This is a genomic window from Nitratireductor luteus (assembly GCF_026162365.1).
GTDB classification, from domain to species: domain Bacteria; phylum Pseudomonadota; class Alphaproteobacteria; order Rhizobiales; family Rhizobiaceae; genus Chelativorans; species Chelativorans luteus.
On sequence record NZ_JAOANW010000006.1, the window covers coordinates 155106 to 167846 of the forward strand.

Consider the following 12741-nt stretch of genomic DNA (forward strand, 5'->3'; position numbering starts at 1 on the left):
TTATTCCCTGGGGCCGATCTCGGTAACGATCTCGCCCAGCCCTTCGATGCTCACCACGCATACGTCGCCCGACACCAGTGCTCCGACGCCTGCCGGCGTACCTGTCATGATCAGGTCACCGGGCGCCAGCGCGATGGAATGCGACAGGAACGAGATGATCTCGGGCACAGACCAGATGAGCTCGGTCAAATCTGCGTCCTGCCTGGTCTCGCCGTTGACGGTGAGCCGGATCGCGCCTTTGTCCGGGTGCCCGACCTTGCCCACCGGATGAACCGGGCCGATGATCGCGGAATTATCGAAGGCCTTGCCGAAGTCCCAGGGCCGTCCCTTGTCGCGCGCCTGGAGCTGCAGGTCGCGCCGGGTCAGATCGTTGCCGATGGCATAGCCCCAGACATGCGTCAGTGCCTCCGCCTCGGGAATATCGCGCCCGCCCGTGACGATGGCGACGACCAGTTCCGCCTCGTAGTGGAAGTTCTCCGTCTGCGGCGGATAGGGAACGGTTTCGCCCGCGTCCACGACCGCGTCTGCCGGCTTGCTGAAGAAGAACGGCAATTCGCGTTCCGGGTCCTTGCCCATTTCGCGGGCATGGGCGGCGTAGTTCCTCCCGACACAGAAGATGCGCCGCACCGGAAACCTGTCCGGGCTGTCGGCAACTGCCACTGTCGCGACCGGCGCGGGAGAAAAGACGTAGGACATTCGTGTCTCCTTGTTGTTGAAGCCAGTTAGCAAGTCGATGCGTTATTGCGCAGGGTGAGGAACGGAAACGGTGCTTTGCCGGTCCCGCCCCAGCAGCCAGAGCAGAACCAACGCGGCTAAACCCGCCCCGTTGATCCAGAGCGTTGCAGCTGCGAGAATGCCCGGCGGCAGCAACAGAGCCGCGCCCGCAAGCCCCGTCAGGATCCGCCGGACGATGCCGGCGGGGCCATGCAGCCAGCCGATGAAGGCGCTCGAGATCGCGTAGACCCCCAGGATCGCCGTCGCGACCGCGACCACGATCTCAACCGGGTCGCCGATCAAGAGCAGGGCGGGCGAGAATACGAAGAGGAAGGGAATGATATAGGCGGTCCAACCGAAGCGCATTGACTCGAAGGCCGTCGCCAGCGGCGGAGCCTTGGCGATGGAGGCCGCGAAGAAGGCACCGATCCCGATGGGCGGCGTCACCATCGACATCATGCCGAGATAGAAGATGAAGAGGTGCGCGGCAATCGGCTCCACGCCCGTCTCGATCAGCGAGGGGGCGACGAGCACGGCGAGAAGCAGATAGACGCCCACGGTGGGCATGCCCATGCCGAGCACGAGGCAGACTGCAGCGGAAATGAGCAATAGCAAGAACAGGTTGCCCTGCCCCAGATCGACCAGCGCGAACGTTACGGCAAATCCGAGACCGGTCACGTTCAGCACGCCGATAATGAAGCCGGCCGCCGCGGAAATCATGATGATGTCGATGATCGACTGGCCGCTTTCGACGGCGGCACTCCAGAGGTCGCGCAGCGACATGCGGGACTTGCCGTAGCCCATGAAAAGGCCGATCAGCAGGGCGGCACCGCCACCCCACAGAGCCGCGGTCTCGGCCCGCTGGTTGAACCAGAACAGCGCGGCGACAATTGCCGCAAAAGGCAGCGCGAAAACCCATCCGCGTGACAGGACGCGACCCATAGGCGGGATCTCCTCGCCCTCCACCGGCCTGATATTGTGCTTGGCTGCCTGGAGGTCGGCCTGCACATAGAGAGCGACATAATAGAGCAGTGCCGGCACGATCGCCGCCACCACGATTTCCGAATAGGGCTTTTGCAGGATGTCGGCCATCAGGAAGGCCACCGCACCCATGACAGGCGGGGCGATCTGCCCGCCGGTTGACGCCACCGCCTCGACGGCTGCCGCCGTGGTGCGGCGGAAGCCGGAATTGATCATCAGCCGTATCGTCACCACGCCGGTCGCAACGATGTTCGACACGACCACGCCCGAGATGGAGCCGAACAGGGCCGACGCGACGATGGAGATCTTCGCGGAGCCGCCGCGCCTGTGGCCCATGCTGGCGAGCGCGATGTCGTTGAAGAAATCAGCGCCACCGGAGCGCAATAGAAGCTGGCCGAAAAGGATAAAGGCAACGACGACGGTCGCAGCAACGTTGAGGGTGATGCCGAACAGGCCGTTAGGATCGAAGGCAAGATAGACCGCCATGCGCGGCGCCTGGACCTCGCGGGTTTGCAGGATGCCCGGCACCAGATGGCCGATAAGCCCGTAAAGCACGATCGCCAGGACGACGACGACGAGCGTTATGCCCACCGTCCGGCGCAAGCCTTCAAGCACGAGGAGAAACAGAAGGCCGCCGACGATCAGCGCATCCCACGGCAGCATCATGGCGCTGGAAAGGAGGGCCGGATAGGCCAAGGCCACATAGAAGGAAAGGCCGAGGCCGAGCGCAGCAAGGATCAAGTCCGGTATCGGCGGCGCACTGGTTGTGTCGTCCGATCGCCGTGCGCGGCGGACAAGGAACACGAGCCCAAGGCTCAAGCCGAGGATCACCGCCAGGAACTGCTCGGTATAGTATGAATAGCCAAGCCGGGACGGCAGGTCAGCGGCCTGCGCCACGGCGAGCAGCGTGAGGGTGCCGGCGAGCGCATGAACCAGGTGCCGGACCCATGCTGGTCCGCTCACATCTTCCGGCGCACCGGATGCGATTTGCGGGGTGTTGTCGCTCACGCTCTACCCTTTCGATCCAGATCGACCGGGGCGGCGTCAATGCCGCCCCGCGAAGCTAAAAGACTATTCGGAATCCGGCTGCTCGACGCCGCGCTCTTCGAAGAAGGCGATGGCGCCGGGGTGGTACTCCAATCCCGGGTAGCTCTTGTAGGCGGTCTGGAGATTGAGCGCCTTGAGCGGCGGATAGGCGTTACCGATGGCTTCGGTGTTGTCGAAGATGACCGACAGGAAATCCTTGACCTGCTCATCCGGCACATGGCTGCCGGCCACGAGGATATTGTCCCACGTCACGAACATCATCGGCTCCTTGACGCCAACCCGCGGCGGTGCGGGGGTGACCTCGGAGAAATAAAAGGCCGGGCGGACCGCCTGAATTTTGGCGAGGTTCTCGTCATTGGCTTCGACGGTCAGGAAGCGCACGCCGCCGACCGAGGCGTCGATCTCGGCAACCTTCGGTCCGCCGACGGCGAAGAAGGCGCTATCGACACGCCCGGAAGCCATGTCGTCCGAGCCGCGGATCAATTCCGGCACCGGTACCTGCTTCACGTCATCCCAGCTCAGCCCGCCGGCGGCGAGGATGGCGGTGATGTGGGACCTTGCGATCGGGAATCCGTCCCAGCCCGAGGGCACGCTTTTGCCCGCGAGATCCGACACTGTGGTCAATCCGGAGCTTTCCTTCACATAGAGCCCGACCGGGAAGGGATTGATGCGCGCAATGACCCGCAGGTTGGGCAACGCGGTACCATATTCGCCGCTGCCCGCGACCGCAGAAATGGCGTCGTTGACATCGTTGAGCGCGAACTCCGCGATGCCTTCGTTCAATGCCTGCATCATCTGTGCATTACCGCCGTAAGGCTGCACCACCATGCGCAGATCGCTGCTTTCGCGCGCCTGACCGGCAATGACGGACGACATGGTGTTCCACACCGATCCCTGTGGCGGGGTTGCGATGGAACTGACCTGCGCGGCGGCGGGCACGGTTAACCCGAGCGCCAAGCTGGCTGCCAATAAATAGTTGCTGATCTTCATTTCATTCCTCCCATTGATAAGAATTGTTTGCCGAACCGTGCCGAGGAGCCTCCCAGCCCTGTCACAGACTTTCCTCTTTCACTGGCAAGAGCGCTTGCCGGTCTATCTTTCCGGTGCCGGTCTTGGGCAGGTCGGCGACATACTCGACGATGCGTGGATATTTGTATGGCTGTAGCCGAGACTTGATGTAGGCGCGCAGGGTTTCGCTCAGTTCGTCACTCCCGGCTTTACCCTCGCGCAAACGGACCACGGCTCGCAGAGTCATCCTGCGGTCTGCCATTTCGTGCGCCATCACGGCACATTCGTGGACGTCGGGATGCTCGTTCAGGCAGCGCTCCACCTCCAGCGGCCAGACCCACTGGCCCGAAACCTTGATCAACTCGTCGGCGCGCCCCTGGAAGTAGTAATAGCCGTCCTTCTCGATAAAACGGTCGCCGGTATAGAGCCAGTCTCCGCGCATGGTGTCGCGGGTCTTGTCCGGCCGGTTCCAGTAGCAGGGGGCCGAGGAATGGCCGCGCACGAACATCACGCCTTCCTCGCCGGGACCTGCCGGTTTTCCCTCAGGCGTCTCCAGGCGCACCTCATAGCCCGGGACGCGGGCGCCAGCGGAGCCGATGCGGTGGTCGTCCAGGGAGTTGGACAGATAGATGTGCAGCATCTCTGTCGAACCCAGCCCCTCGGTTGGGCCGTGCCCCGTCAGCGCCTTCCAGGAGTCATAGATTTCCTGCGACAGGATTTCAGCCGCCGACATGGACTGACGCAGCGAGCTCAGATCGCGCGCCTCGACACCTTCGGTCCGCGCCAGTGCCGTGTAGAGCGTCGGAAGGCCAAAGAGCACCGACGGGCAAAACTGCTCGATTGTATCCAGTACCGCGTCGGGGCGCGGCTGACCCGGCAGCAAAAGCGTTGTCGCGCCGATGGAGAAGGGAAAGGTGATCGCGTTCCCGAAGCCGTAGGCGAAGAAGATCTTCGGCACCGAAAAACAGATGTCGTCGGCACGCAGCTTCAAAACGTGCTTACCGAAGGAGGCCTGCGTATAGGCCATATCGTGATGCAGGTGGACAATCCCCTTGGGCCGACCGGTCGAGCCGGAGGAATACATCCAGAAGGCCATGTCGTCCGGGCCGGTGTCGGCACAGTCGAGCGTCTGCGGCTGTCCGTTCAGGAAGTCAGCGGCTGCGATGCGCCCTGCCCCTTCGGCCATGCCGTTGGCGATCACCACCTGTTCCAGCGCTGTGCCGTTCAGCGTCTCCGGCCCAAAGCGGTCCGCCAGGGATGCCTCGCATACAGCGATCCGCGCGCCGGTGTCCTGCAGGAAGAAGTTCAGGAGGTCGGGCGTGGTCTGTGTGTTCAGGAGCACAGGCACGAAGCCGGCGCGCACCGCCCCGAAGAAGGCCGCCGGATAGGCCGGCGTATCATCGAGGAAGAACGGGATGCGGTCCCCCCGCTTCAGCCCGGCGGCGATGAAGGCGTTGCCCCACCGCGCCGCCTCTGCCACCAGTTCGGCATAGGTCAGTGTGCCGGCCGGCCCGATCACTGCGGGCTTGTCGGGATTGCGGGCGAGATTGTCCCACAGGATGGCGGAGCAGTTCGGGTGTGCAGCCCTGTCGAAGCCAAGTTCGACGGCACCGGGCGCATCGTCCTTTACCGGGTCGGCAAGAGCGCTGCCTTCCGCCGCCCTCTCGGCCTCGTAACGGGCCATAAACCCCGGCGCGATCTTGCGCAGACGCTCCATGTCCATCCGGCCGGAGCGCGTCAGGTAGTCGAAAGCGAAATCGACCGGCGGCAAAGCCATCTTCGCCGCAAAGCTCTCATACCAATTTGCAGAGGTGTTGGCAGCGTCGACAATCTTCTTGGCGACCGGCTGCCGCTCGGCCTGGTAGGCCGCAAGCGCCTCATCGACATCGTCATGCGCGGCCAGCGAGCGGACGAGCGCGATGGCATCCTCCATCGCCAGTCGCGTGCCGGAACCGATCGAGAAATGCGCGGTATGGGCGGCGTCGCCCAAAAGCACATGCCGCCCCGTGACCCAGTTCTGGCACCATAGCCGCGGAAACTGCCGCCACATGGACTTGTTGGTGATCAGCGGCGCGCCTTCCAGAACGTCGGCAAAGATCGTTTCACACAACCGCGCGCTCTGCGTTTCGTCCATGTCCGCAAAGCCGTATGCGCCGAAGGTGGCCTCGTCGCATTCGACGATGAAGGTGCTGCGGTTCGGGGAGAACCGGTAGTGATGCGCGTTCAACGCCCCCTTCTCGGTCTCCACGAAGGTCTGGGTCAGCGTATCGAAGGGGCGTTCCGTGCCGAACCAGGCGAAACGGTTGCTGAAATGCTCGAGCACCGGCGCGAATTCCGCCTCGCGCGAACGGCGGACCAGGGAGTTCAGCCCATCTGCTCCGATAATGAGATCCGCCTGCAATTCGTCAAGCGCGGTCACCGTATGCGAGAAGCGCATTTCCACGCCGACTGCTTGCGCCCGCTTGCGCAGGATCTCGATCAACTCCAGCCGGCCAATGGAGGCAAATCCGACGCCGTCGAGGATCACCTGCCCGGCTGGCAGGTTCAGCGTCATATTCCGCCAGCGCTCCATGCGCGGCGTCACAAGATCATGGGTCTCAGGATCGTCGGCCTTGAGGAAATCCAGCGCCTGGTCGGAGAAGACAACACCAAAGCCGAAAGTCGCGCCTTCCGGATTCTGCTCGGTTACACGCACCCGCGCAGCCGGCAGGAAACGTCGCAGCAGGATCGCGGCATAGAGCCCTGCCGGACCTGCACCCAAGATCTCGATGCTGGACAGCCTAGCCATGTCTCCTCCCAAACTCACTCGACAGATTGAGATTAGAAGGATAGATTGTTTTCCATATTATGCAATGCTTTTTATGGAGCAGAAAATGCGAACGGCGCACAGCCTTGATTATTCGATCAGTTTCGGCGATTGTGATCCTGCCGGAATCGTCTTTTATCCGCACGTTTACGCATGGTTCGACCGCACCTTCCACGACTGGCTCAGGCGCTTCGGCGGGCATGGCGCGATTTGCGAAACGCTGGGAGCCATCGGTCTGGGGCTTATGGAAGCCGGCGCCCAGTTCCGTCGGCCGATGCGCGATGGAGACGTCCTGACCCTCACCCTTTCCGTCGAGGAATGGGGCCGCAAAACCCTGCGCCTTTCCTATGAGGGGCGTGTCGGCGGCCATGTCACGGTTGTGGGGAACGAGTTGCGAGCGCTGTTCAAGCGTACCGATAACGGTATGGTCGCTGCGGAAGTCGGGGCACTGCGCAGAATGGTGGAAGGTGATGGCCAAGGACGATAAGGGCGAGGGACAGACGGGTGGCATTCAATCACTCGACGCGGCATTGCGGCTGCTCGGCGCCATGATGGAACACCGCGGACCGGTGTCGCTGTCGGAGCTCGCCCGCGAGTGCCGCATGCCGCCCAGCAAGGTGCATCGCTATCTCGCCTCCTTTCAGCGAGCCGGTCTCGTGGAGCAGGCCGGCCGCTCCGGAAAATACGATCTCGGCCCCGGCGCGGTGACGCTCGGCCTTTCGGCGCTTGCCCGGCACGATTTTGTGAACCGTGCCTCCGACGCCTTGCCAGATCTGTGCACGGAATCCGGACTGACAGCGCTGCTCTCCGTTTGGGGAAACCAGGGTGCGACAGTGATCCGCTGGGAGCGCGCCGCCTCGCCCACGGTCACTTCGATGGGCCTTGGGACCACGCTGCCCCTGCTCAATTCCGCTACGGGGCGCGCCTTCCTCGCCTGGGCGCCCCAGGCCCCGCTTCAGGCGATCCGCGCGGCCGAAATTCGCGGCGCGCGCAAGAATCCGGCCATCGCCCCGGATTTGGCGCCGACGGAGCGCGATCTCGAAAAGCTGGTCGGGACCATTCGTGCCCAGGGCTATGCCTCGGTGGAAGGCAAGTTCATACCCGGCCTCGTGGCCATCGCCGCTCCCATCCTCGACTGGCAGGGAGAAGCGCAGGCCGTGGTGACCTTGATTGGCACCGACCCGGGCGTTGTCCAGCCGGGATCGGAAGCCGTTGCGCGCCTCGTTGCCTTCTGCAAGGAGCTTTCTTTTGCCCCTATGACCTTGGCCGACGCGAAATAGACCACGCGGGTCGTCCCTAAGCGGGCGGCTGCTCTCAAGCATCGGAGCCATGGAATGCGTGCTCCAGAAGTTCACGGATGCGGGCCTCAGTGAGTGGCTCGGGGTTCCAGTACGGGTTCGACATCGCCTGGGCCACGGCCGGCTCGATGCCTTCCGCGGTCATGCCGATCTCCTTGAGGGACATCGGCGCACCAACGCGGCGTGCGAGGCCCTGCAAACCCTTTGCGGCGTCCCCTGCCCCGAGCGCGCGCGCCACCTTTGCCGCTGCCGCAGGTGCCGCCTCCGTGTTGTAGCGCATGGCATGGGGCAGGATGACGGCATGCGTTTCCGCATGGGGAAGATCGAACATGCCGCCCAGCGTGTGACAGAGCTTGTGGTGCAGCGCCATGCCGACCGAACCGAGGCAGATACCGCAGAGCCAAGCGCCGTAAAGCGCGTCCGACCGCGTATAGAGATCGTTGGGTTTCGCTACGATGCCCGGCAGCGCTCGGGCGAGTGCGGCGATCCCTTCCTCGGCCATCAGATCGATCACAGGGTTGCGGTCCTGCGCATAGAGCGCCTCGACGCCGTGGGCGATGGCGTTCATGCCGCTCACGGCGGAGAGCTTCGCCGGCAGCCCGAGTGTCAGCGAAACATCGTAGATGACGGTTTCCGGCAGCACCTTCGGGTCGCGCAGCGTGGTCTTGCGGTCGTGCTCGGTCTGGCCAAGGATCGGCGTCATTTCCGAGCCTGCGTAGGTGGTGGGCACGACGAGTTGTGGCAGGTCTGTGCGCAGCGCAATCGCCTTGCCGAGGCCGGTCGTCGATCCGCCGCCGATGGCCACAATGCCGTCCGCGCCGCAGCGCTCGACCTCGCGCATAGCCCGCTCGGTCACATCAATGGGTGTGTGCATGGCAGCTTCCGAGAAAATGCCGGCGGCAAGCGTGCTCAGACGCCGCGCGGTATCCTCAGCCATATCCCGCTGATGGGGCGTCGAAAGCACGAGCGAGCGCGTGACGCCGAGGCGCTCCACCTCGGGAGCAAGTGTGTCGAGCGTGCCGCTGCCGAAGATGACCCTCGTGGGAAGACCGGTATAAGTGAATGCCTGCATGTCAGCCTCCTGGCCTAGAGCGCCGTGCGTCCATTCGGACGCACGGCGCTCTATTTTCCTTGTTTTTCCGCATTTATGCGGACGCCAGATGGTTCCATCTGGCTGCAAAATGCTTTTGTCAGGACGAAATGCCAGTTCACGCTCCAGTAGGGTGCTGCGAGACCCGCATCCTCGCCTGTTCCAGGCTGCTCCATGCACCGGAAGTCCGCTATCAGGCTCTCCTTTACGCCGAACACGGCGTCCTGATCGAGATAATCGCAGTCGGGCGGGAAGATGTGGGTGATGAGCGGATCGTAGCCTGGCGCGGTGACGATGAAATGGATGTGCGCGGCGCGGTTGGGGTGACGCCCGAGTTGGCCGAGCAGCTTGCCCACCGGACCGTCATCGGGGATCGGGTAGTAGCGTGGCTTGACGGAGCGGAAGCGATAGCTGCCGTTCTCGTCCGCAGTGAAGACGCCGCGCAGGTTCCAGTCCGGCTGAACGCCCTTCTGCTGCACGTCATAGAAGCCGTCGTCATTGGTCTGCCAGACATCGATGAGCGCGCCCTCAACAGGCTTACCTTCCGTGTCCCGCACGACGCCGCCCACCACCAGCGGCTCTCCTTTGCCGTCCAGGCAGATATTGGTGCCGCGCTCGTATCGGGGAGCTTCAGGCACGTAGAACGGGCCGAGGATCGTGTTTTCCGTGGCGCCGGACGGGCGGCGATGGTTGATCGCGTCGACCAGCATGGAGACGCCGAGCACATCCGACAGCAGGATGAACTCCTGACGCCAATCCGTGCACATGTGGCCGGTTTTTGTGAGGAAATCGATTGCGGCCAGCCATTCCTCATGGGTGGGCTCCACTTCCTTCACCGCCGCGTGCAGATGGTGGACGATCGCCGCCATCACCTCACTCAGCCGCGGATCCACATCCGCGCCCATGCGCGCGTTGACCACTTCCACAGAGCTCTCCTCGGAGAAGAGAGGGTATTTGTTGGCCGTCATAATCCGCCTCCTACAAGCTGAAGAGCGCCTTTGCGTTGGTCCGGCCGATCTTGGTGCGATCCGCCTCGGAGATGGTGGCGCTGTCGAACCAGTCCGCCGCGTGGTCGATATTCTCGAACGGCCAATCGGTGGAGAAGAGGATGCGGTCCGAGCCGATCTCCAGCATGGCGTCGATCAGCGTCTGGGTGCGGAAGTTGCCGGAGGTGGTGATGTAGAAGTTCTCGTTGAAATAATCCGCGATACGCCGCTTTGCTGGATATTTCGGCGGCACCTTCACCCAGGCATTGCGATTATCGATGCGCCACATCATGTAGGGCAGCCCCTCGCCCATGTGGCCGAGGATGATCTGCAGGCCGGGATGTTCGTCGAACAGACCCGAACCCATCAGCCGCAGCGCATGCACCGCCGTTTCCTGCGCGAAGGCCCAGGTGGGGCCCATCAGCCAGGGATGGCCTTCGTAGATGCGACTATCCTCTGGCAGGGGATTGCGCGGATGCAGATAAAACGGCACGTCGAGCGCGGCGACCGTAACCCAGAAGCCGCGATATTGCGGCAGATCATAATAAAGCAGATCATTAGTGTCGCTGCGCTGGCTGAAACCGTTCACCAATGCGCCGACGAAGCCGAGATCCTTGACGCAGCGCTCCAACTCACGCGATGCCGCTTCCGGGTCCTGCAGCGGCAGGGCGGCAAAGGCGCGGAACCGGCTAGGGCGTTTGGCGCATTCCTCGGCCAGGGCGTCGTTCGCGCGGCGCGAGATTTCGACGGCCTTGCCGGTATCGGGGATTGCCTGAACGGCGGGCGCGTTGAGCGAAAGGATCATCATGTCGATCCCGTGCTGGTCCATGAGCCTCAGACGTGTGTCCTGGATATCGAGCAGCCTGCCTTTCAACTCTGTCCAATAGTCTCCCGGCACGAACCCCGCTGAATCCATCAGCGTTTCGGGAATGGCGAAATGCTCTTCGAGCGCGATCTTGCCTTGCATGTTTCCTCCCTTGAGGTGTGTTCGAGCCGGGTCAGTACTGGCCCTTGGGTTCGAGGCCGAGCATGTGCTGGCCGACCATCGTTCCGACCGCATCCCAATTCATGCTGATGTGGCGGCCGACCGCATTTGCGTCGCGCCAGGCACGCTGAACGGGATTTTCCAGATTGAGTCCCGTGCCGCCGGTCGAGGCGTTGAGCGCTTCCACGGCGCGCAGCGCAAGACTGACGGCGAACCCCTGTCCGCGGCGGCTGACAAGGCGGTCCTCCACGGTGAACGCGTTTCCCGATCCGGCCAATGCCTCAGCATTCGCGACGTCGCGCAGCAGGATTTCGCGTGCGGCATCGATGCTCGCCGCCGCTTCCGCCACCCGGAGCTGAATGGTGGGAAACTCGGCCATGCGGTTATTGCCGCCAGCCACTGCCCCGCGCGTGACGCGCGTCGAGATCGAGGTGACGTAGCTTTCAAGCGCGCCCTTGGCGGCGCCCACCGCAGCAGAGGCCAGGCAGGATGGGATGCCGGTCAGCAGAGGCATGTTGAACAAGGCATGACCTTGGTAAACATTGGCACCCGGCGTCCTTCCGCTGGTGGCCTGCGGGAAGGTCAGCACGCGATGCTCCGGCACCACCACATTGTCGAGCACGAGCGTCTTGGATCCCGTGCCGGCGAGGCCCACCACGTCCCATGTATCGTCGATCGTGTACTCCCGAGCCGGCACAAGCAGGAATGCTGGAACCGGCTTCTCCCCCTCCTCACGCCCAGGCAGTACGGCAGCGCACAAAGACCACTGCGCATTTTCGCAGCCGCTGGCGAAGGACCAGCGTCCCTCGAGCCGATAGCCCCCCTCGACGCGCTCGGCCATGGAGGTGGGCGCATAAGAGCCGCATAAGAGCGCGTCGGGGTTTTCAGCCCAGACATCCTCCTGCGCTGCCTTCGGGAACATGGCGAGCAGCCACTGATGCGCCGAAAGCAGGCACGCGACCCAGCCTGTCGATGCGCAAGAGGCGGAAAGCTCGATATTTGCGTCGACGAGTTCGGCGAAAGGCCTGGGCGAACCGCCATGGGCGGCAGGCTTTACCACGTCAAAGTAGCCGATCTCGCGCAGGGCCGCGATATTGGCCGCCGGCACGCGCCGCGTGCGCTCGGTTTCCAATGCCCGCTGCCGAAAGACTGGGGACAGTTCCGCAACGCGGTCCTTGAGCGTCCCGCCAATAACGGCGACGTCCTCCTTCCTGGCCTCTATAGCGCCAAGTATCATCGGTTCCTCCTAAACAGGTTGTGGTGATCAGGCTGCGGGCTGCGAAATGCAGTACCGCGCGTCCTCGTAGAGAAGAGGCCGGGTTACATCGTCGACGAAGGCGTCGATCACCTGGCCGATAAAAAGTGTATGGGTTCCGTAGGGAACGGCGGCGACGCGCCGGCAAACCACCCGCGCATGCGCTCCCGCAAGCATGAGGACACCGGAGGCATGGCGCTCCCATTCGGCCGGGCGGAACCTATCCTCCGGTGCGACCTTGCCGCTGAAGGCATCGGACAGAGGCCGTTGCTCCTGCGCCAGCACGTTCACCGCGAAATTAGGCTGGCAAAGCACCATTTCGTGCAGGTAGGTCCGGTTATTGAGGCAGACGACCAGCGCTGGTGGTTCCATCGACACGGAGGTGACGGCCGTCACCGTCATGCCGTGATCGGCCCCGTCATTGCAGCCTGTGACTACGGTCACGGTGGCCGGGAATTTTCGCATCATGGCGCGAAAGCTGGTGCCAACGGTTTCGTCTGGAACGACGGTCAAGGTCATGAGGCTTTCCTCCTCCCAATCTGCAAATTACAATAATTGCATTTGCAAATGT

11 protein-coding genes are annotated in these 12741 nt (G+C 63.3%); 2 read left to right on the top strand and 9 right to left on the bottom strand.

Annotation, left to right across the window (positions count from 1 at the left end; translation table 11 throughout):
• From N1058_RS09675 to N1058_RS24215, 4 genes are all read right to left on the bottom strand, one after another.
• The gene (locus N1058_RS09675) at positions 1-696 is read right to left on the bottom strand and encodes a fumarylacetoacetate hydrolase family protein (RefSeq protein WP_265517312.1); all 696 of its coding nucleotides are present in this window, start codon (positions 694-696) and stop codon (positions 1-3) included.
• A 42-nt stretch (positions 697-738) separates the two neighbouring features.
• Positions 739-2703, bottom strand: a complete 1965-nt coding sequence (locus N1058_RS09680) for a TRAP transporter permease (protein ID WP_265517313.1) — start codon at positions 2701-2703, stop codon at positions 739-741.
• A 63-nt stretch (positions 2704-2766) separates the two neighbouring features.
• The gene (locus tag N1058_RS09685; RefSeq protein WP_265517314.1) at positions 2767-3732 is read right to left on the bottom strand and encodes a TAXI family TRAP transporter solute-binding subunit; all 966 of its coding nucleotides are present in this window, start codon (positions 3730-3732) and stop codon (positions 2767-2769) included.
• 61 nt (positions 3733-3793) lie between these two features.
• Positions 3794-6538, bottom strand: a complete 2745-nt coding sequence (locus N1058_RS24215; RefSeq protein ID WP_420847962.1) for a benzoate-CoA ligase family protein — start codon at positions 6536-6538, stop codon at positions 3794-3796.
• 85 nt (positions 6539-6623) lie between these two features.
• Here N1058_RS24215 and N1058_RS09700 point away from each other — a divergent pair, with 85 nt between their 5' ends.
• Together N1058_RS09700 and N1058_RS09705 are read left to right on the top strand one after the other, a co-directional pair.
• Entirely contained in the window at positions 6624-7043 is a 420-nt protein-coding gene (locus tag N1058_RS09700; RefSeq protein ID WP_265517315.1) for an acyl-CoA thioesterase, read from the top strand.
• Positions 7027-7836 (top strand): IclR family transcriptional regulator, encoded by an 810-nt coding sequence (locus N1058_RS09705; RefSeq protein WP_265517316.1) that lies wholly within the window; start codon positions 7027-7029, stop codon positions 7834-7836. The genes N1058_RS09700 and N1058_RS09705 overlap by 17 nt, the downstream gene beginning before the upstream one ends.
• A 34-nt stretch (positions 7837-7870) precedes the next feature.
• Here the strand turns inward: N1058_RS09705 and N1058_RS09710 are convergent, their stop codons facing one another.
• The 5 genes from N1058_RS09710 to N1058_RS09730 are packed head-to-tail and all read right to left on the bottom strand — an operon-like array spanning position 7871 to position 12689.
• Positions 7871-8926: a maleylacetate reductase gene (locus N1058_RS09710; RefSeq protein ID WP_265517317.1), complete on the bottom strand. Its 1056-nt coding sequence runs from the start codon at positions 8924-8926 to the stop codon at positions 7871-7873.
• Positions 8927-8976: 50 nt separating this feature from the next.
• Entirely contained in the window at positions 8977-9912 is a 936-nt protein-coding gene (locus tag N1058_RS09715) for an intradiol ring-cleavage dioxygenase (RefSeq protein WP_265517318.1), read from the bottom strand.
• A gap of 10 nt (positions 9913-9922) precedes the next feature.
• Positions 9923-10897, bottom strand: coding sequence for a gamma-resorcylate decarboxylase (gene tsdA, locus N1058_RS09720; RefSeq protein WP_265517319.1), 975 nt, complete (start codon positions 10895-10897; stop codon positions 9923-9925).
• A 31-nt stretch (positions 10898-10928) separates the two neighbouring features.
• A complete protein-coding gene (locus tag N1058_RS09725) occupies positions 10929-12152 on the bottom strand; it encodes a flavin-dependent monooxygenase (RefSeq protein ID WP_338040656.1) in 1224 nt (407 codons plus the stop codon).
• Positions 12153-12179: 27 nt separating this feature from the next.
• Complete coding sequence (locus N1058_RS09730) at positions 12180-12689, bottom strand: flavin reductase family protein (RefSeq protein WP_265517320.1); 510 nt, start codon at positions 12687-12689, stop codon at positions 12180-12182.
• Positions 12690-12741 lie beyond the last annotated feature (52 nt).